General features: G+C 62.0%; 15 protein-coding genes. 12 read left to right on the top strand and 3 right to left on the bottom strand.

All coding sequences use genetic code 11. From position 1 onward, the window contains the following. Window positions 1–30: 30 nt before the first annotated feature. The 7 genes from phnD to ATY29_RS04145 all read left to right on the top strand — a co-directional run bounded on the left by phnD (window position 31) and on the right by ATY29_RS04145 (window position 6420). On the top strand, window positions 31–936 hold the full coding sequence (gene phnD / locus ATY29_RS04115; protein ID WP_003571148.1) for a phosphonate ABC transporter substrate-binding protein: 906 nt from the start codon (window positions 31–33) through the stop codon (window positions 934–936). Between the two features lie 67 nt (window positions 937–1003). Then, a complete protein-coding gene (gene phnE / locus ATY29_RS04120) occupies window positions 1004–1963 on the top strand; it encodes a phosphonate ABC transporter, permease protein PhnE (RefSeq protein ID WP_097535267.1) in 960 nt (319 codons plus the stop codon). Window positions 1964–1970: 7 nt separating this feature from the next. Then, the gene (gene phnE, locus ATY29_RS04125) at window positions 1971–3314 is read left to right on the top strand and encodes a phosphonate ABC transporter, permease protein PhnE (RefSeq protein ID WP_025417478.1); all 1344 of its coding nucleotides are present in this window, start codon (window positions 1971–1973) and stop codon (window positions 3312–3314) included. Between the two features lie 143 nt (window positions 3315–3457). After that, window positions 3458–4153, top strand: a complete 696-nt coding sequence (locus tag ATY29_RS04130) for a DUF1045 domain-containing protein (RefSeq protein ID WP_097535269.1) — start codon at window positions 3458–3460, stop codon at window positions 4151–4153. A 13-nt stretch (window positions 4154–4166) separates the two neighbouring features. Then, the gene (locus ATY29_RS04135; protein ID WP_097535271.1) at window positions 4167–5306 is read left to right on the top strand and encodes an alpha-D-ribose 1-methylphosphonate 5-triphosphate diphosphatase; all 1140 of its coding nucleotides are present in this window, start codon (window positions 4167–4169) and stop codon (window positions 5304–5306) included. Beyond that, window positions 5303–5896 (top strand): phosphonate metabolism protein/1,5-bisphosphokinase (PRPP-forming) PhnN, encoded by a 594-nt coding sequence (gene phnN / locus ATY29_RS04140; protein WP_025417475.1) that lies wholly within the window; start codon window positions 5303–5305, stop codon window positions 5894–5896. The genes ATY29_RS04135 and phnN overlap by 4 nt, the downstream gene beginning before the upstream one ends. 20 nt (window positions 5897–5916) lie before the next feature. Continuing rightward, window positions 5917–6420, top strand: coding sequence for a GrpB family protein (locus tag ATY29_RS04145; protein ID WP_097535273.1), 504 nt, complete (start codon window positions 5917–5919; stop codon window positions 6418–6420). 30 nt (window positions 6421–6450) lie between these two features. On the opposite strand, the gene ATY29_RS04150 is transcribed toward ATY29_RS04145, so the two are convergent. Next, window positions 6451–8799, bottom strand: coding sequence for a DNA translocase FtsK (locus ATY29_RS04150; protein WP_003571160.1), 2349 nt, complete (start codon window positions 8797–8799; stop codon window positions 6451–6453). A 172-nt stretch (window positions 8800–8971) separates the two neighbouring features. Next, on the bottom strand, window positions 8972–11971 hold the full coding sequence (gene polA / locus ATY29_RS04155; protein WP_003571162.1) for a DNA polymerase I: 3000 nt from the start codon (window positions 11969–11971) through the stop codon (window positions 8972–8974). Window positions 11972–12397: 426 nt separating this feature from the next. Here polA and ATY29_RS04160 point away from each other — a divergent pair, with 426 nt between their 5' ends. Beyond that, the gene (locus ATY29_RS04160; RefSeq protein ID WP_003571163.1) at window positions 12398–12814 is read left to right on the top strand and encodes a MarR family winged helix-turn-helix transcriptional regulator; all 417 of its coding nucleotides are present in this window, start codon (window positions 12398–12400) and stop codon (window positions 12812–12814) included. Window positions 12815–12820: 6 nt separating this feature from the next. Here ATY29_RS04160 and ATY29_RS04165 read toward each other — a convergent pair whose 3' ends face one another. Then, window positions 12821–15187: a bifunctional diguanylate cyclase/phosphodiesterase gene (locus ATY29_RS04165; protein ID WP_097535275.1), complete on the bottom strand. Its 2367-nt coding sequence runs from the start codon at window positions 15185–15187 to the stop codon at window positions 12821–12823. Between the two features lie 224 nt (window positions 15188–15411). On the opposite strand from ATY29_RS04165, the gene ATY29_RS04170 reads away from it, so the two are divergent. From ATY29_RS04170 to ATY29_RS04185, 4 genes are all read left to right on the top strand, one after another. After that, window positions 15412–16800: a dipeptidase gene (locus ATY29_RS04170; protein WP_097535277.1), complete on the top strand. Its 1389-nt coding sequence runs from the start codon at window positions 15412–15414 to the stop codon at window positions 16798–16800. A gap of 361 nt (window positions 16801–17161) precedes the next feature. Further along, complete coding sequence (locus ATY29_RS04175) at window positions 17162–17869, top strand: SH3 domain-containing protein (RefSeq protein WP_003571169.1); 708 nt, start codon at window positions 17162–17164, stop codon at window positions 17867–17869. 357 nt (window positions 17870–18226) lie between these two features. Beyond that, window positions 18227–18448, top strand: coding sequence for a hypothetical protein (locus tag ATY29_RS04180; RefSeq protein ID WP_003571171.1), 222 nt, complete (start codon window positions 18227–18229; stop codon window positions 18446–18448). Between the two features lie 251 nt (window positions 18449–18699). Beyond that, the gene (locus ATY29_RS04185) at window positions 18700–21036 is read left to right on the top strand and encodes a transglycosylase domain-containing protein (protein ID WP_097535279.1); all 2337 of its coding nucleotides are present in this window, start codon (window positions 18700–18702) and stop codon (window positions 21034–21036) included. Window positions 21037–21260 lie beyond the last annotated feature (224 nt).

Consider the following 21260-nt stretch of genomic DNA (forward strand, 5'->3'; position numbering starts at 1 on the left):
GCCGGGGACACCGGTCAATAGGAGAGACACATGTTGAAGAAAGCACTCTTTGCGGCAACGGCGCTCTTCGCGCTCGCCGGCGGCGCCCATGCTGCAGACCTCAAGGAATTCCGCATCGGGATCCTCGGCGGCGAAAACGAAACCGACCGCCTGCGCAACTATGCCTGCCTTGCCGACCATCTGAAGCAGGAATTCGGCTTAGAGAAGGTCTCGCTGTTCCCGGCCGCCGATTATGACGGCGTCATCCAGGGCCTGCTCGGCGGCACGCTCGATTTCGCCGAACTCGGCGCCTCAGGTTATGCTTCCGTCTACCTCAAGGACCCGAAGGCCGTTACACCGATCCTGACGACGCAGCAGAAGGATGGTTCGACGGGCTATTACTCGATCGGCCTGGCGCTGAAGTCCTCCGGCATCAAGAACATCAAGGACGCCAAGGGCAAGAAGCTCGGCTATGCCGACCCGGACTCCACCTCCGGCTACCTCGTTCCGCTGACCCAGATCCCGAAGGACACGGGCATGCCGAACGACAAGTTCTTCGCCTCGACGCAGTTCAACGGCGGCCACGAGAACAACCTGCTCGCCGCTTATGACGGCAAGGTCGACGTTGCCGTCGACGACAGCTCCGGCATCGGCGATTTCAAGGACGGCTACACCTCCGGCACCTTCCGCAAGGAAGTCGACAAGGGCGCCGTCGATCCGAACAAGCTGGTTGAAGTCTGGCGTTCGCCGCTGATCCCGAACGGCCCGCTCGTCGTGCGCAACGCGCTTGGCGAAGACTGGCAGACGAAGCTTGCAGCCTTCTTCACGGCTCTGCCGGAAAAGGATCACAAGTGCTTCGCAGCTGTCGAAGGCGGCGATTACAAGGGCTACGCCCCGGTCAAGCACGACTTCTACAAGGCCGTCGTCGAAGTCCGCAAGGCTGCCATCGGCGGCTGATCGGCCTCGTGAATGCTGGGGCGGCCGGCAACGGCCGTCCCTTCTTTTGTAACCGGCGGGGGGGTCCATGACTATTGCCGATACACAGCCGCACATGCAGAGCACCCAGGAGATCGGCACCGCCTGGGGCCGGATGGTCGCCAGGCGCCACTTCTACACCGTGCTTGGCCTGGTGATCCTGATTGCGGCTTTCGTCAGCTCCGTCCGCTTCGCCGACGAGAGCAATGCCGGCCATTTCTTCGACCGGCTGCCGCATCTCTTCGACTTCCTGAGCTGGCTCATCCCCAAGGATTGGAACGATGTCTGGCGCGCACTGTTCGACATAACGAGCGTCAACGACAGAGGCGGCGAGGAATTCAATTTCGACAAAGGCCGCGTCTATATCTGGGGCGCCTTCTATATTCCCGAATATTTCGAGCTGATGATCGTCACCATCAACGTGGCGTTGATTTCGACCATCATCGCCTTCGTCTTTGCCGTTCCCTTGAGCTTATTTGCCGCACGAAACCTGACGAGTTCATGGCCGCTGCGCATCTTCACCAAGCGCCTGATGGAATTCCTGCGCGCCTTCCCCGAAATCGTCATTGCCGGCCTGTTTTCGGCGATCCTGTCGATCGGGCCGGTCGCCGCCATCATTGCCATCACCCTGCACACGATCGGCGCGCTCGGCAAACTCTTCTACGAAGTGGCCGAGAATATCGACATGAAGCCGCATGAGGGCATGAAGGCCGTCGGCGCCAACTGGTGGGAGCGCGTGCGCTTCGCCGCCCTGCCGCAGGTGCTGCCGAATTTTACCTCCTATGCGCTCTTACGCCTCGAGATCAACGTGCGCGCCTCGACCATCATTGGCGCCGTCGGCGGCGGCGGCATCGGCGAGGAGCTGAAGCTATCGATCTCGCGCGGCTTCGGCGCCAAGACGATGGCGCTCGTTCTGCTGCTGTTCGTGACGATCGTCGCCGTCGACCAGTTCTCCGCATGGCTGCGCCGCCGTCTCGTCGGCGAGCACGCCTTCCTCCTGCAACATTGAGGCCGCCATGACGGTGATCGACGCAAACCGCATGCGTGAGATAGAAGCGCGCTATCCGGAATATTTCCACCGGTCGTTCCGCCAGCGTTTCGGCGGGCTGATGATCCTGATCGCAACGCTGCTCTACAGCCTCTATGCCGTATGGTTCTTCGACCTGCCGAAGCTCTTCGCCGAGGCCCATTGGGAACGTGTCGGCATCTATCTCAGCCAATGGGTGAGCTACGAGGTTCAGCCGGAATTGCGCATCGAAGACGACGGTTCGATCGACATCCGCTATCCGCGTTTCTCGCCGCTCGGCGACAATCCGCATCCGGACTGGCTGGTCAACAATCCCGACGGCAGCATCACCGTTTCGATCAGCGGCACGAGCCGGAGCGTCACCGTCTCGAAAAGCGAGACGATCGTGACTGCGTACGGCATCAGCGTGCCCGTCGAGGTTTCGAGCGGTGCGCCCAAGGTGGTCGGACCGGTGCCCGGCTGGATGACCGTTTATGACGACAATGTGCTTGCCGATCTCGGCTCTGCCGGCAATGTCAGCATTTCCGTCGACCGGGTGAAAATCCGCAAGCGTTTCATCGGCTGGGCGAATTTCATCTTCGACACGCAATCCTCCTTCTTCGACAAGCCGGTCGGCGAGGTCATCGGCCTCATCGTCTCCGGCTCGCGCATCAAGCCCGAGCAGTCCAACCTGTCGCTCGCCTTCGACGACATATGGAACAACAGCGAATGGCAGCATGGCGACGTCTGGACCAAGCTTTTCCAGACGATCGTCATGGCGTTCCTCGGAACGCTGCTCGGCTCGCTCGCCGCTTTCCCGCTGGCCTTCCTGGCGGCGCGCAACATCACACCGAACCGCCTCCTGAACCAGATCCTCAAGCGCTTCTTCGATTTCCTGCGCTCGGTCGACATGCTGATCTGGGCGCTGTTCCTGACCCGCGCCTTCGGCCCCGGCCCGCTTGCCGGCAGCGGCGCAATCTTCCTCACCGAGACCGGCACGCTCGGCAAGCTCTATTCCGAAGGGCTGGAGAATATCGACAACAAGCCGCGCGAAGGCATCAAATCGACCGGCGCTGAGACCGTGCTTGTCCATCGTTACGGCATTATGCCGCAGATCGTTCCCGTCATCGTCAGCCAGACGCTCTACCAATGGGAATCGAACGTGCGCGGCGCGACCATCATCGGCGCCGTCGGCGCCGGCGGCATCGGCCTCAAATTGTGGGAGGCGATGCGCACAAATGCCAACTGGGAAAACGTCGCCTACATGGTCATTCTGATCCTGATCGTCGTCTTCCTGTTCGACGCCGCCTCGAACGCGCTGCGCCACCGGCTGATGGGCACGAAGGCGCATTGATCCCGCCGCTCGAAATGCGATGGCGGCGCTGCCGCCATCATCATTCTGTCACGGAAATCTTTTAGCCGGGAACCTGCTTGCGGTTCGCCGCCAAATCACTGCACATTGCGCTCCCTGTTTCGACGATCCCCAGGATAAAAGCCTTGCGCTACGCTCTCTATTTCACGCCGTCGAAGGATCATCCCCTGACCGGCGCGGCCTCGCTCTGGCTCGGCCGCGATGCGTTTTCCGGCGAAACCTATCCGGCACCAGAGCATGAGATGCTCGGCGCGGCAGAGCAGTTCGAGCTGACCGCCGATCCGCGCCGCTACGGCTTTCACGCGACGATCAAGGCGCCGTTTTCGCTCGCCGCCTCCGTCACCGAAAAGGATTTCATGACCGTCGTCGAGGATTTTGCCGCGCGCACGCCAGCCTTCGAGATCCCCGAGCTGGTGCTCGGCCAGCTCGGCCGTTTTTTTGCTCTCGTTCCCGGATCTCTTCATCAACCGCTTCAGGATTTTGCCGCGAAGGTGGTAAAGTCATTCGAGCCGTTCCGCGCAGCGCTTTCTCCGGCCGATATGGCGCGGCGCAACCCGGAGAAGCTCAGCGACGGCCAGCGCGCCAATCTGCAGCGCTGGGGTTATCCCTATGTGATGGAGGATTTCGGCTTCCACATGACGCTCACCGGGCAGGTGCCCGAGACACGCGCCGAGATGATGAAAGCCATTCTGACCGAGCGTTTTGCCGATTTCATCGGCCGGCCGCTTTCGATTACCGGCCTTGCGGTCTTCACCGAGGAGACGCGCGGCGCCCCGTTCAAAGTTCATTCCTGGCTGCCGCTTACCGGCGCCAAAAGCTGAAAGACCTGACGACATGAGCAAAGAGACCGTGTTTTCCAACGCCCGCATCGTTCTCGAGGATGATATCCTCTCCGGCTCGATCCTCATTCGCGACGGCAAGATCGCCGATATTTCCGAGGGCAATTCGGTAGCCGGTGAAGATTTCGAAGGCGACTATGTCATTCCCGGCCTCGTCGAGCTGCATACCGATCATCTCGAAGGCCATTATCAGCCGCGCCCCGGCATTCGCTGGAACAAGACCGCCGCAGTCCAGGCGCATGATGCCCAGATCGTTACCTCGGGCATCACCACGGTGTTCGACTGCCTGCGCATGGGTGCGGATGAAGACGGCGGCTTCGAGCATGGCGAGATGCGCGACATGGCCGACGCCATCCAGTCGGCCGAGAATGAAGGCCGGCTGCGCGCCGAACACCTGCTGCATCTGCGCTGCGAGGTCTCGGCCGACAATGTGCTCGAACATTTCGCCGATTTCGAACACGACCGGCATGTGCGGCTGGTCTCGCTGATGGATCATGCGCCCGGCCAGCGGCAGTTCCAAACGATGGATCAATATATCTTCTACTATCAGAAGAAGCGCGGTCTGAGCGACGAGGTCTTCGCCCGTTTCGTCGCCAAGCGCCAGGCAGAATCGGCGCGCAATTCGACGCCGCATCGCAACGCCATCGCCAAGGTCTGCGCCGAGCGCGGCATCACGGTGGCGAGCCATGACGATGCGACGCTCTCTCATGTCGACGAGGCGATCGACAACGGCGTGCGGCTCGCCGAATTCCCGACCAGCTTCGACGCAGCGCGGGCCTCGCACGGACATGGGATGAGCGTGCTGATGGGTGCACCGAACATCGTGCGCGGCAAATCCCACTCCGGCAATATCGCCGCCCGCGACCTTGCCGAGATGGGCGTGCTCGACGTGCTGTCCTCCGATTACGTGCCGCTCAGCCTGCTGCATGCGCCCTTCATCCTTGCCGATGAAGTCGAAAGCATTACACTGCCGAAGGCGATCGCCATGGTGACGTCGACGCCCGCCCGAACCGTCAGCCTCGACGATCGCGGCCGGATCGCCACCGGGCTGCGCGCTGATCTCGTCCGCGTCCACCGTTCGCATGGCGTGCCGGTGACACGCTCCGTCTGGCGCCAGGGACGCCGTGTCGCATGACGCATGAACCTCATCCGGGAGCTGGCGCCGAGCGCGGAATCATGGTCGTCGTCGTCGGACCGAGCGGCGCCGGCAAGGACACGCTGATGAATCTCGCTGCCCGGCGTTTTTCCGGGCGTGACAACGTGCATTTCATCCGCCGCGTCATTACCCGCCACCGCGATGCCGGTGGCGAAAATCATCTTTCGGTCTCTCTCGAAGGCTTTGCGGCCATGGAGCAGTCAGGCTCCTTCGCGGTCTGGTGGGAAGCGCACGGCTTGAAATACGGCATTCCGGCCGAGGTCTCCGTCGCCCTTTCCAAGGGCCATGTCGTCGTCGCCAACGGCTCGCGCTCGGCGCTTTACCGTTTCCAGGCCGCCTTCCCACGGCTGAAGGTCATCAACGTCACCGCCAGCGCCGAAGTGCTTGCCGGCCGGCTGGAGGCGCGCGGACGCGAAACGCATGAGGATATCATGGCACGGCTCGCCCGCGGACCGCTGACGGTGCGCGGCGACTATGACGTGACTGAACTCGACAATAGCGGCTCGCTCGAAGAGGCCGAACAGAAGATGATCGCGATCCTCGAGGGGTTGCTGGCCGAGGCGCGCTGAGCGCAATCGAGAGGAAGGGCATGCGCGCCATCAAAGTGGTCGACTACGATCCCTCCTGGCTGCGGCTCTTTGCCGAAATCAGCGCCGAGCTCTGGACCCTGCTCGGCGACCTCGTGCTGTCCATCGATCATATCGGCAGTACGTCGGTGCCCGGCCTGGCCGCAAAGCCGAAGATCGACCTCGATATCGTCACGATCTCCGACGACGTTCTGCCGACGGCGATCGATGCGGTGCGCTCTGCCGATTTCGTCTTCCACGGCGATCGGGGAGTGAAACGCTGGGCCTTCACCCGGGATCACCAGGTTTACGGATTCAAGCTCTATCTCTGCGGACCCGACAATCATGCGCATCGCGAGCGCATCCTGTTTCGCGACTATCTCCGAAATCACCCGGCAAGAGCCCAGGCCTATGCTGAGCTGAAACGCCGCCTGGCTGTGGAGGCAGGCGGCGATTGGGATTTCTACACCGGCGGAAAGACCGGGTTCGTCAGCGAGACGGTGCGGCTGGCAAGCTTGAGGACATGAATCGGAGTGCGTAGCGCACGCCGTGCCCAATCAATCGCCGTCGCCCCGCCCGGAGACGATCTCGCGCTTGCCGACGTGGTTGGCCGGGCCGACGAGGCCTTCCTTCTCCATGCGCTCGACGAGGGACGCGGCCCTGTTGTAACCGATGCCGAGGCGGCGCTGGATGTAGGAGGTCGAGCATTTCTTGTCGCGCATGACGACCTTGACCGCCTGTTCGTAGAGCTCGTTGCCATCCTCGGAGGCCATCGCGCTCTTGTCGAAGACGGCGCCGGCTTCTTCCTCTTCCGTCTCTTCCTCCTCGTCGGCGGTGACGGTGTCGAGATATTCGGGGCGCCCTTGCGTTTTCAGATGGGCAACGACCTTTTCGACCTCGGCATCCGAGACGAAGGGGCCGTGGACGCGGGAAATCCGACCGCCGCCCTGCATATGCAGCATGTCGCCCTGGCCGAGCAGCTGCTCGGCACCCTGTTCGCCGAGAATCGTGCGGCTGTCGATCTTCGAGGTCACCTGGAAGGAGATGCGGGTCGGGAAATTCGCCTTGATCGTGCCGGTGATGACGTCGACCGACGGGCGTTGTGTCGCCATGATCAAATGGATGCCGGCGGCGCGGGCCATCTGGGCGAGACGCTGGATCGCGCCTTCGATTTCCTTGCCGGCGACCATCATCAGGTCGGCCATCTCATCGACGATGACGACGATGTAAGGCATCGGCGCAAGATCCAGCTCCTGGCTCTCCTCGATCGGCGCACCGGTCTGCCGGTCGAAGCCAACCTGGACCATGATGTGGATGGTCTCGCCCTTTTCGCGGGCCTCGCTGACGCGGCCATTGTAGCCGTCGATATTGCGCACGCCGAGGCGCGACATCTTGCGGTAACGCTCCTCCATCTCGCGCACGGCCCATTTCAGCGCCATCACCGCCTTCTTCGGGTCGGTGACGACGGGCGTCAGCAGATGCGGGATACCGTCATAGACGGAGAGCTCGAGCATCTTCGGGTCGACCATGATCAGACGGCACTGTTCCGGCGTCATGCGGTAGAGCAGCGACAGGATCATCGTGTTGATGGCAACCGACTTGCCTGAGCCGGTGGTGCCGGCAACGAGCAGATGCGGCATCTTGGCGAGTTCGGCAATGACGGGCTCGCCGCCGATCGTTTTGCCGAGACCGAGCGCCAGCTTGTAACCGCTCTTCTCGAAATCCTGGCTCTCGATCATCTCGCGGAAATAGACGGTTTCCCGGGTGACATTCGGCAATTCGATGCCGATGACGTTGCGGCCGGGCACCACGGCGACGCGGGCCGAAAGCGCCGACATCGAGCGGGCGATATCGTCGGCAAGGCCGATGACGCGCGACGATTTCACGCCCGGTGCCGGCTCGAATTCATAAAGGGTGACGACCGGGCCAGGGCGGACATGGATGATCTCGCCCTTGATGCCGAAATCCTCGAGCACACTTTCCAGAAGGCCGGCATTCTGCTCCAGCGTCTCCTGCGACATGATCTCGCCCAGGCGTTCCGGCGGCTCCTGCAGCAGGGCACGCGGCGGGAATTCATAGCCGGAGGCGTCGATCCTTTCGGGCTTTGCGACGCGGCGCGGCGACGGCAGGACCGCGGCGACAGGCGGCGTGCGCTGAGGCTCCGGCGCGGCCTGAGTGACTGATGCTGCGGGAGCTGGCGCCACGTGAGGCGCGGGCGCAATCTGAGGGGCCGGCGCAGCCTGGGGGGCTGGTGCGACCGCCGCCTGGACGGCAATGCGCCGGGGCCGTTCCAGAGATATGGCCGCGGGAGGGCGCACGGCGGGCTTTGCGGAGATCGTGGCGGCCGGCGAAACCGGGCGGGAGGCGACGGGAGCTGCGGCCGGCCGGCCGGGGCGCCATTCCATGATGCGGAACAGCGACGTGATCGATTCGGGCGCGATCTCGGCCTTCGGGAACGAGATCAGGGCCGGCGCACGAACCGGCACGGCCTCTTCGAAGGCCATGACTTCCCAGAAGGCGAAATCCGAAATGGAAGCAAGCTCGGCGGTGGCGCGGAAGGCCGGCTCGTCCGGAACGAGTGACGGCTGCAGTTCGATCTGCTGTGCTGCGGCAAGTTCGTCCGGCTCCGGCAGATAGATATCGAAGGGCACGTCGACGGCGACCGGCTCGATCCGTATCGCCTGCTGCCCAATCTGCGAATCATCGCGCGCGGGCTCATCCGGCGCCCGCCGCTTGCTGATCAGCGTTTCCGGCGTGCGGGTGAAACGGACATTCGGCGCGAGGGAAAAATTGCTCTGCCAGATCGGCGCCGCCGGCTTTTCTCCTGGATGTACCTCCGGAAGGTCCGTTTCAATCCCGCTGGAAAAGTCCCCGGCGTCCGTCAAATTGGTTCTGGGAAAACGCATGCGTCCGCTACTCACTCATGCCTAACAAATTACGACCCTATCGGGATAGAAAAGGAAGGTTAATAAGTTCCTTCCCGCCGTACCGTTCCGATACGGCTCCCGGACGTAAGTTGCCGCTATTTCAATGAGTTGTGTTCGGCGGAAAAATCTTTCTCATTTTTCGGGGAAGCCGTTAATGCGCCTCGTCCCAATTGCTGGCGGCGCGCGCGTCGACCCTGAGCGGCACGCGCATTTCGAGCGCCGGCATGGTGGCGTTTTCCATGACCGAAACGATAACCGGCATTGCCTTCTCGACATCCTCGTCCTCGACTTCGAAGATGAGTTCGTCATGCACCTGCAGCAGCATGCGGACGCGATCGCCAAGACCGACTTCAGCCAGTGCCGGCTCCATCTTGATCATCGCCCGCCGAATGACGTCGGCGGCCGAGCCCTGGATCGGCGCGTTGATCGCCGCACGCTCGTTGAAGGCGCGCACGGATGGGTTGGACGAGCGGATTTCCGGATAGTTGATTCGCCGTCCGAAGATCGTCTCGACATAACCCTTGTCGCGCGCCATGGCCTTGCGGCTTTCCATATAGTCGCGGATGCCCGGAAAACGCTCGAAATACTTCTTGATGTAGTCACCGGCTTCCGAACGCTCGATCGACAGCTGGTTGGCAAGGCCGAAGGCCGAGATGCCGTAGATGATGCCGAAATTGATCGCCTTGGCGCGGCGGCGCACTTCGCCCGGCATGCCTTCGACAGGCACGCCGAACATTTCCGACGCTGTCATGGCGTGAATGTCGACACCATCCTCGAAGGCCTTGGTCAGTTGCGGGATCTCGGCCACATGGGCAAGCACGCGCAATTCGATCTGGCTGTAATCTGCAGAAATCAGCTTATGGCCAGGCGTCGAGATGAAGGCGGTGCGGATCTTGCGGCCTTCGGCGGTGCGCACCGGAATGTTCTGCAGGTTCGGCTCGGAGGAGGACAGGCGCCCCGTCGTCGTCGATGCCAGAGAATAGGAGGTATGGACCCGCTTGGTCTCCGCATGGACATAGCCGGGAAGCGCGTCGGTATAGGTGGATTTCAGTTTGGTGAGCTGGCGCCAGTCGACGATCTTGCGGGGCAGCTCGAAACCGGCGGCGGCCAGATCCTCAAGCACCTGCGCGGAGGTCGACCATTGCCCGGTTTTCGTCTTGCTGCCGCCGGCAAGGCCCATCTTGCCGAACAGGATATCGCCGAGCTGCTTCGGTGAGCCGATATTGAACCGTTCGCCGGCGAGCACATAGATCTCGTCTTCCAGCCTGGCGGCGCCCTGGGCCAGCTCGCCCGACAGGCGCGACAGGATCTGCCGGTCGACGGTGATGCCGCGCGCTTCCATTCGCGCCAGCACCGGCAGCAGCGGCCGCTCCAGCCGTTCATAGACGCTGGTCAGCCCTGCCGCCGCCAGCCGCGGTTTCAGGACCAGCCACAGCCGCAGCGTCACGTCGGCATCTTCGGCGGCATAATGGGTGGCGCGGTCGATATCGACCAGATCGAAGGTGACGTTCGCCTTGCCGCTGCCCGCCACCTCCTTGTAGGGGATCGGCGTATGGCCGAGGAATTTTTCCGAGAGCGGGTCCATGCCGTGGGCGCCAGTGCCGGCGTCGAGCACGTAGGAAATCAGCATCGTGTCGTCGAAACTCCTGGTTTCGACGCCGTAGCGCTTCATCAGCAGGTAGTCGTATTTGAGGTTCTGGGCGACCTTGAGAACAGCCGCGTCCTCCAGCAAGGCCTTCAGCCGCGGCAAGGCATCGCGCATCGGGATCTGGTTGTCGGCAAGGCCGCCGCCGAGCAGATCGCCGACGCCGTTCTTGTGCGCGAGCGGTATATAGGCGGCGCGGATTTTCGTGCCTGTCGGGTCGGCCGTATTGTCGGCGATCGCCATCGAGAAGCCGACAAGCTCGGCCTGCATCGCATCCAGTGATGTGGTTTCGGTGTCGAAAGCAACGAGGCCGGTAGCGCGCGCATCGGCGATCCAGCGGTCGAGTGTGGCCAGATCGCGGATCGTTACATAGGCCGAATGATCGAAGGGCAGCGCCGCAAAGGCCTCAGCTCGCGCCTTGGCCAGATCGGCGGGAGAAAAGGCGCCTTCGACGGCGGCCTTGGCCTTCGCACGCTGCGGCACCGGCACCGAGGCGCCAGAGACCTCGGGGATGCCGCCGGCAACCGGGGCCGGCTCGGCCGCATCGAGATCAGGGCCGTGGGCACTCTTGCCCCATTCGATCTGGACGATCGCCGGTTCGATGGCGTTTGCATCGCAATCGCAGACTTCGGCGACACGGCGGGTCAGCGACGTGAATTCCATCGTCTTCAAGAAGCCGATCAGCTTCGGGCCGTTCTGCGGCTCCAGCACCAGTGCGTCGAGATCGAGATCGAGCGGCACGTCGGTGCGCAGCCGAACGAGGTCGCGCGAGAGTTTTGCCATATCGATATTGGCGAGGATCGTTTCGCGGCGCTTGACCTGCTTGATCTCGGTGGCGCGTTCGAGCAGCGTGTCGAGATCGCCATATTCTTCGAGCAGCTGGGCGGCGGTTTTCGGGCCGATGCCGGGAATGCCGGGAACATTGTCGACGGAATCGCCGGTCATCGCCTGCAGGTCGATCATCTTTTCCGGCGGCACGCCCCATTTCTCGATGACATCGGGAATGCCGATCTGCTTGTCCTTCATGCTGTCATACATATGGACATTCGGGCTGACGAGCTGCATCAGGTCCTTGTCGGAAGAGACGATGGTGACATCGGCGCCCGTCGCCTCGGCCTGGCGGGCGTAGGTGGCGATGATATCGTCGGCCTCGAAGCCTTCGGTCTCGATGCAGGGCAGATTGAAGGCGCGGGTCGCCTCGCGGATCAGGCCGAATTGCGGAATGAGCTCTTCCGGCGGGGCGGAGCGGTTCGCCTTATAGGCGTCATAGAGATCCTTGCGGAAAGTCTTGGCGGAATAGTCGAAGATGACGGCAAGGTGTGTCGGCGTCACGCCGACATCGGTATTGCGCGCATCCCGCAACAATTTCCACAGCATGTTGCAGAAACCGGAAACAGCGCCGATCGGCAGGCCGTCGGTCTTGCGGGTCAGCGGTGGCAGTGCATGAAACGCCCGGAAGATGAATCCGGAACCGTCGACTAGGAAGAGGTGATCGCCTTTTTTCATGGCTGCATGGATAGCGCGGGCTCGGGACGAGGTCCATATAAAGTTCAGCGCGCCAAACCGATTCTGGCCTGCGGCGTTCAGCAGTCCGCTCACCAAACTGTTACCGATTTGTAACGATCATCCTCCCTTGAAAAACCACATTTGCAGACACAAATCGATGTCACCGGCGCTTGATCGCGCCGCGGGTCTGATCACCGGCTTGTCCCCCGCCGCGTCAGGCTTGGACAAAGGCCTTATCCCCCTCTCCGGGCCTTTGTCCCCACTTTAAGGTCGCCGTGGCCAACCTCCAGGCCATGGCGACTTTTGTTTTTCCAGGGCACTCGAAATTATCATTGCTGCTCGCATATTTTGAAGCATCGCATGCGATTTGCTGCATTGTCTCCGGCATGGTTTTGAGCCTAACTTGCAATCATGGGATTTAACCGCATGGATTCGGGAGCCTACCTAGCCAGCCAGTTGGCGAAGGGTTTTGCCCGCTCGCTGCACCAGCGCGCGGTCGGGCTCGGTTTTTCTCCGGGCCAGTTCCCCATTCTGCTGGAACTCTGGGCCGAGGACGGGCTGACCCAGAAACAGCTTCTCGAGCGGGTCGATATCGAGCAGGCGACCATGGCCAATACGCTGTCGCGCATGGTTCGCGACGGGCTGATCGAACGCCGCCCGCATCCATCCGACAAGCGGGCGCAACTGCTCTTCCTGACGCCGAAGGCCCGGGCCATGGAGGCCGAGGCGATCGAGACGGCACGCGAGGCCGACCTTGCGCTGTTTAAAGGGTTTCGGGTTTTCGAGCGCGAACTGACGCTCGAATATATCCGCCGGCTTGTGGAAAACGCCAAGGCGCTCTGACCGGGATCATTCGCTGGCAAGGCGTGTGCGCCGTCGCGGCGGCCCCGAAAGGACGTTTTCAAGCGCAGCCGGCTTCAAGCTCGGCTCGATATCCGGCTTGCCAAGCAGCAGGCCCTGCACCTGCGCGCAGCCTTCCTCGACGACGATCCGGCGCTGCATCTCCGTTTCCACCCCCTCGGTGACCACTGGCATGCCGAGGCTGTGGCCGAGACCGATAATAGCGCGCACGATCGATCGCGCCGCTGCGTCATGCTCCAGCACGCCAGTGAAACTGCGATCGACCTTGATCTTGTCGAAGGGAAACGAGCGCAGATTCGAGAGTGAGGAGTAGCCGGTGCCAAAATCGTCCATGACGATGTGCACCCCTAGCTTGCACAGGCGCTGCAGCGTTGCCAGCACCCGGTCGCGATCGCGGATCAGGGCTGACTCGGTGATCTCAAGTTCCAGCCGATCGGCTGCAAGCCCCGTCTCAGTGAGGATCGCCTCGACCCGCTCACACAGGTTGGGCAGCATGAACTGCACCGGCGACACATTGACGGCAATCGTCAGCGGCTGCGGCCAGCGCGCCGCCTCCATGCAGGCCTGCCGCAATATCCATTCGCCGAGCGGAACAATCGAACCGCTTTCCTCGGCGATCGGGATGAAAATCTCGGGCTCGGTCATGCCGTGGCCCGGCCGGTGCCAGCGCATCAAGGCCTCGTAGCCGCTGATCTCGCCGTTCTGCGCGTTGAGGATCGGCTGATAGCTGACATGGAGTTGGTTGCGGATGATCGCGTGGCGCAGGTCGCTTTCGATCTGGCGGCGGTTCCGCGCCGCTTCGTCCATTTCCGCGTCGAAGAAACAGGCCCTGCCGCGGCCATCATGCTTGACGCGGTAGAGCGCGGTATCGGCGTTGTTGCAGAGTTCTTCGGCCGAGCGCCCATCTCTTGGATAGAGCGCGATGCCGAGGCTGACGCCGACGGCGGTGGGGTCACGGGCGGTGTCCATCTCGGCGGCAAATTCGTCGATGATATCAGCCGCAAGTTTTTGCGCCGACGCCGGCTGCTGCCCAGCGGATTGGATGATGGCGAATTCGTCGCCGCCGAGCCGGGCGATCGTATCGTTTTCACCGGCCACGCGGCGCAGGATAGCGGCAACCTTGCGGAGGATCCGGTCGCCTTCGGCGTGGCCGAAGATGTCATTGACGGCCTTGAATCGATCGAGATCGAGACAGAACAGCGCGATCTCCGTGTTCTTGCGTTCCGCCACTTGCAGCGCCTGCCGGATGCGGGTGTCGAACAGCGACCTGTTCGGCAGATCGGTGAGCACGTCATGGTGGGCGAGATGCTCGATCATCTCCTCGGCCTGCTTGCGCTCGGTGAGATCGCGCACCGCCAGCACCTCGCAATTGCGGCCACGATAAACAATCTTGCTGGAGTTTGCTTCTACGGCAATCTCACTGCCGGTGCGGGTATTCAGCAGCGTCTCTCCGGGCCTGTTCTCCCGGGGCGCCTGAACGACCGTCAGCACATCGGTGGGCGCCTTGCCCGAGAGATCGGCGAGCTTCCAGCCGGACAAGGCCTGGAACCGCTCGTTGACATCGATGATCCGGCCTTCGCGCAGGATCAGCAATCCCTCCTGCGAGGCATTGGCAAGCCCGCGCAAATCCGTCAAGTGGCTTTGGACGAAGACCACGGCAAGTGCGACCAGGATAAGAGCCGTTGCCGCGACCACGACGATCGCGGCTAGAACCCGGGTGTCGAGCACCAATGTGGGAACCGCCTTGCCGGGGTCCGGCACGAGCGTAATGCTGCCCATCGAAATGAAGTGAAGGGTGCAGATGGCGAGAACGAAGACCAGCGATGAGCTGAGGAGACGCCTCATGCCCTTCAGATTGAAAAAAATATGGAAGGCGGCGCTCGACAGAAGCATTCCGGCAACGACTGCCGTCAGTGTCATTGCGGGATCGTAGAGGATGACCGCCTGTGTCTCGATTGCCTGCATGCCGGTCAGGTGCATGGAAGCGATGCCGATCGCCATCAGGACGCCGCCGCGGATATTGGAAAACCTTCCGTCACGTTGCGAACCGGCGAGCATCGCCAGCCACGAGCCTGCGACCGACAGGAGAAAGGAAAGCAGCGTCAGGTCGAGCGCGTAAGTGATCGGCGTGCCACCGTCATAAGCAAGCATCGCGATGAAATGCGTTGCCCATACGCCGGTGCCGAAAGCAAAGCCCGACGCGCCGATCCAGACCTTGCGCTGCCCGGCGTCGCACTCCTGGGCACGGGAAAGCAGCAGCATCGCCGCCATGGCGCCAACCAGGCAGACTGCGGCCGCCACGATAATCAGGCGCCAATCGTGATTGTCGCGAATACATGCAATGACCGAAAACATCTGCGCGCCCCCCGAACAGCTTATTTTCGGCCGATGCTATTTAGGTTATGCTAATTAACGGTAAATTGAATTAGGTCTTTCTTTATTATCGCGACACGCCCTTACACAAAAACCGAATTGCGTTGTTTCAGCATGCTTGCGCGCCGGCGATTTTTACTTTTTCCGCCTCGCCTGCTTTCCCGGTTTGGTCTATCGTCCCGCAAAATTTCGAAAAGGAGTCGAAAATGGCCGACATACAACCGGTTCTTTCGCGTGCGGACGAGAATCTTTCATCGAGCCTCGAAAAACTGTTCGAACTGCTGCGCATCCAGTCGATTTCCACCGATCCCGCCTACAAAGCCGAATGCCGCAAGGCCGCCGAATGGCTCGTCGCCTATCTCCAGACGCTCGGCTTCGAAGCCTCCGTTCGCGACACGCCAGGCCATCCGATGGTCGTCGCCCACCATGCCGGCGCGTCCGTTGAAGCGCCGCACGTTCTGTTCTATGGCCATTACGACGTCCAGCCGGTCGACCCGATCGAGCTTTGGGAAAACGACCCCTTCGAGCCGTCGATCAAGGATGTCGGCGACGGCCGCAAGATCCTGACCGGCCGCGGCACCTCCGACGATAAGGGCCAGTTGATGACCTTCGTCGAAGCCTGCCGCGCCTATAAGGAAATCAATGGCGCGCTTCCCTGCCGGATCACCATCCTTTTCGAGGGCGAGGAGGAATCCGGCTCGCCGTCGCTGAAGCCCTTCCTCGAAGCCAATGCCGCCGAGCTCAAGGCCGATTATGCGCTGGTCTGCGATACCGGCATGTGGGACCGCGACACGCCAGCGATCGCCGCAGCGCTGCGCGGCCTCGTCGGTGAAGAAGTCACCGTGACCGCCGCCGACCGCGACCTGCATTCCGGCCTCTTCGGAGGAGCTGCGGCCAATCCGATCCACATCCTCGTCGAGGCTCTCGCCGGCCTGCATGACGAGACCGGCCGCGTCACGCTCGACGGCTTCTACAACGGCGTTGAGGAAACTCCCGACAATATCAAGGCGTCATGGGAGACGTTGGGGAAGACCGCCGAGAGTTTCCTCGGCGACGTCGGCCTGTCCATTCCCTCCGGCGAAAAGGGCCGCTCGGTGCTGGAACTCACCTGGGCGCGGCCGACCGCCGAGGTCAACGGCATCTGGGGCGGATATACCGGCGAAGGCTTCAAGACGGTGATCGCCGCCAAGGCTTCGGCGAAGGTTTCGTTCCGGCTTGTCGGCACCCAGGATCCGGCCGCCATTCGCGAGGCTTTCCGCAGCTATATCAGCGCGAGAATTCCTGCCGATTGCTCGGTCGAGTTCCATCCGCATGGCGGCTCGCCGGCGATCCACCTCTACTATGATTCGCCGGTTCTGACCAAGGCGAAGACCGCGCTTTCCGACGAGTGGCCGAAACCCGCGATCGTCATCGGCATGGGTGGCTCGATCCCGATCGTCGGCGATTTCCAGAAGATGCTCGGCATGGAATCGCTGCTCGTCGGCTTCGGCCTCGCCGACGACCGCATCCATTCGCCGAACGAGAAATACGAGCTTGTCTCCTATCACAAGGGTATCCGCTCCTGGGTGCGGATTCTGCAGGCGCTTGCCGGCTGAAGTGCAACAAAAAGGCCGGTTGAAACCGGCCTTTCGTCATCCGCTCGCTCAGTGCCAGTTCATCCGTGGTCAAGGAGAAGCGGATATTGCAGTCAGACTGCCTCCGAAAGGTTAACGAATCGTTAACGGCACTCGGAGCGCACGGGCTTACCTGATATCCAAAGCGTAGCACCACTTCGGCAGAAATTTCCCCGTTCAAGCTACGTTCATGGCGGGCTGCGTATAAGCCGTTGAAAGACAAGGTGAATGATAACGCTCTCGCGAGGGCGGGCGGTCGTTTCACCTTTCCTTTCAGACCGCAGATGCCGGGCAAGTGCAGCCTGGCGCTGCCTCGAAATGCGCCTACGAGGAGTGAGAAAGCGTGAAAAATCTGTTTGCTAAAATCGCCGCCGCCGGCCTCTTCATGCTGGCGCCTGTGATCGCGCAGGCTGCCGAAGGCTATTCGACGGCGAACGTCAACATGCGCGCCGGCCCAAGCACCCGATATCCCGCCGTCGCGGTCATACCTGCAGGCTCTTCCGTCGAGATCCGCGGGTGCCTTTCCGACCTCAATTGGTGCGACGTAGAGTTCTACGGTGGCCGCGGCTGGGTCTCCGGCCAATATGTGCAGGTCCTCTATCAGCAGCGCCGCATCTATGTCGGTCCGCAATATTACCGTCCGCTCGGCATTCCGGTCATTCGCTTCAGCGTCGACAATTACTGGGATCGTTACTACCGCAACCGCGATTTCTATCGCGAGCGCGATCGCTGGAGCCGCGGCCCGGACTACTATTATCGCGACCGCGACAATCGGGACCGTGACAATCGCGATCGGGATTGGCGGGATCGCGATCAAGACGGCCGGGACCTCGATCGGAACTGGCGCGACAGGGATCGCAACCGGGACGGCGACAGAGATTCGCGCAATCGGGATCGCGACTGGCGCAATCGGGATCGCGACGGGCGCGATCGAGATCGCGACCAGGACGGGCGCAACGACAATCGACGAGACGACCGGAGAGATGGGGATCGCAGGCCTGATCGAAGGGATTTCGATTGCCGGCCCGGCGATCCCTCCTGCAACCAATGAGCTATAAGGTGGCGGCGCCTTCCCCTTCCGGGGCCTGACTGCCACCGGCGGACAGCCAAGAAAAAGCCCGGCGCTCCCATGAGGGATGCACCGGGCCTGATGTCGATCGGCGCGTGTTGAGGGGAGACGGCCGATCTTGCGCGAGACGTGAGGGGTTGTCCCGCTTCATTATAAACAATCGTGAAGCTTATTGGTTCCGTCGGTCGGATAGAAGATGCGCGGCGCCGGTTTCCGCCCTAAAATGCGATCCTCGACAATTTGATGTGAAAGCATCGTGATGCCCTTGTGCTGCGGGATTCTTTATTGCACTTTCGTGACGTTGCGGATCGATTTTATCCGTTCGAGGCTGGACCCCAAATGACGCAAGACTACCTGGCTTTCCCAAGGCTTTTCGGCGCTCGGTCAGTCACTATCGATGTTACCGTCTGGCATAAACACAATTCATTCCTTCCCGTGCGGCTTACCGATGGGGCGCGCCTCAATCCTTCCGGCCAGATCTGGCGCCGCTTTCATCTGGGCGAGTGGGAATATAAGCAGGACCCGGAAACGCTCGACGATTACGAGGCCCGCCAGTTCTGAGCGCACCCGGCGCGCCGCTATGCTTTCCATTGTTAACACCCCGTTAAATCGCCGCATTTACAGTTCAGTCGGGTGATCACGGCGCGCCTGCTGCACAATTCCCTAGACCGGAATCGGTTTAAGGATGAAATTGTGCAGCAGTCCAATGAGCTACAGCGTCCTTTGCGCGTCTTAAAGAAGCGCGACACTGTAGAAGCGCAGTTGGGCGAAGCCGGGCTTCGCGATCGAACATGGGGTGTGACCGGTCGGCGATGGCAGGCAGAGGCAGATCAGGCGACAGAATCGAACCGTCCTTCAGCGGCCGCCCGGCGCGCGACGATGGCGCGTTTTTCCTCGATGCCGATGACCGCATTGCCGGAAGCCGATCCACGCTGCGCGGCGGCTCAAAACCGCCGCCGCGCCCCGCCCCCCGGCGGCGGCGCGAGCCGCGAGAGCGCGAAGGCGGCGGCCTTTTCGGTTTTCTCCGCCGCGTGATCTACTGGTGCGTCGTACTGTTCATCTGGGCCGGCATCGGCATTGCCGGGCTCGTGGTCTATTATGGCTCACGCATGCCAAGCGCCAGCACATGGGCAATCCCGGAACGGCCGCCGAACGTCAAGATCACCGCCGTCGACGGCAGCGTCATTGCCAATCGCGGCGCCACCGGCGGCGAGGCGTTGTCGCTCGAAAATATGTCGCCCTATATTCCGGAAGCCGTCATCGCCATCGAGGATCGGCGTTTCTATTCGCATTTCGGCGTCGATCCGCTCGGCCTCGGCCGGGCTGTGGTGACCAACTTCACGGCTGGCCACATGGTGCAAGGTGGCTCGACATTGACGCAGCAGCTTGCCAAGAACCTCTTTCTCTCTCCCGAACGAACGCTGGAACGCAAGGTGCAGGAGGTGCTGCTCTCGCTGTGGCTGGAGCAGAAATACACCAAGGACCAGATCCTTGCGATGTACCTCAACCGGGTGTTCTTCGGGTCGAACGCCTATGGCGTCGAGGCGGCGTCACGTCGCTATTTCAACAAATCGGCGCGTGACGTGAACCTTGGCGAAGCCGCGGTGCTGGCCGGCCTGCTCAAGGCGCCGTCGCGGCTTTCGCCGGCCCGCGACGCCGACGCCGCCAATGCGCGCGCCCAGCTCGTGCTTGCGGCTATGCGCGAGCAGGGCTTCATCACCGATTCCGAGGTCAAGACCGCGATGTCGCAGACCCCGGCTTCGGCCAAGAGCTATTGGTCCGGCGCCGGGCACTATGTCGCCGACATGGTGATGGACGAGCTGCCGGGCCTGATCGGTGATGTCAAGGAAGACGTCATCGTCGATACGACCATCGACAAATCGCTGGAAAAGAAGGCCGAGCAATCGCTGGTCGACGTGCTCGACAAGGAGGGCGGAAAGCTCGATGCCTCGCAGGCCGCCCTCGTCTCGATCGACGGTACCGGTGCGATCCGGGCGCTCGTCGGCGGCAGGGATTATGCGACGAGCCAGTTCAACCGCGCCGTCAAGGCCAAACGCCAGCCAGGCTCCTCTTTCAAGCCCTTTGTCTATGCGGCAGCCCTCGAAAGGGGGCTGACGCCTTTTTCGGTGTTCAATGACGCGCCGATCCGGATCGGCGACTGGACGCCCGAAAATTACGAGAAGAAATACAATGGCGAAGTGACGCTGGCGACCGCGCTTGCCAAATCGCTGAACACGGTGGCCGCCCAGTTGGTGATGTATGACGGGCCGGATCAGGTGATCAAACTTGCCCACCGGCTCGGCATCGAAAGCGAGCTGCAGCCGAACGCCTCGATTGCGCTCGGCACTTCGGAAGTGTCGCTGATGGAACTCACCGCCTCCTATGCCGCCTTCATGAATGGCGGCTATAAGGCGACGCCGCACGTCATTCGGCGGGTGACGACCGCCGAAGGCAAGGTTCTCTACGAAAATACCTATGACAGCCCGCCACGCGTGCTGTCCGAGCAGATCGCCGCCGAGATGGACACTATGATGATGGGCGTCATCGACAACGGCACCGGCAAGAGCGCCAAGCTCCCCGGCTGGCAGGCGGCCGGAAAGACCGGCACGACGCAGAATTCCCGCGACGCGCTGTTCGTCGGTTTCACCAGCAACCTCACCACCGGCGTCTGGTTCGGCAATGACGACGGCAAGCCGATGAAGAAGGTCACCGGCGGCGGCCTTCCGGCCAAAGCCTGGAAAGAATTCATGATCGCCGCCCACAAGGGTCTTTCGCCGGCGCCGCTGTTCGGCAACGGCCAGTTGATCGGCGATCCGAACAATGGTCAGCCGATGGCGCAGACAGCTTCTGGTAATGGACAAGCGAGCAGCGGGCAACCGATGACGGCCGAGGCGCCGCCTTCGACGATCGGCGGCATCATTTCCGGCGTCTTCGGCGGCGACGACAGTGCCAACCGCTATCCGCAGGCGCCCGTTCGGCAACAGAATGTGAGCTCCGGCAACGGGCCGGTTCCTCCCGCCGACGTTGCCGAAGGCGGTGGCTCCGGCTACGACGGCATGGTGCCGCCCGGCGATGTCGGGGCGCCACAGTCGACGTCCTCAGTCCAGCCGCGGCGCACCACCCTGCTCGATCTGATCATGGGCCAGTGAGATCTTTTGCTGCATGGCCGGCACAAGCCGGAGGGCTTAGAAATCGGACGCTTTGCGGACGGCGGGCGGCAGCTTTCGTGATGACTGCAAAAATTGAATGCAACACATTCGTTTTGCTGGATTCCGGGCCATTTCTCGCCTTGCAGTCCAGAAAACCGCTCCTTATATACGCCGCATCACCGCAATCACGATTGCGTAATCTTAAGTAGACCCATCCCGTAAGG

The sequence above is a fragment of the Rhizobium hidalgonense genome (assembly GCF_002914525.1).
GTDB lineage: Bacteria > Pseudomonadota > Alphaproteobacteria > Rhizobiales > Rhizobiaceae > Rhizobium > Rhizobium hidalgonense.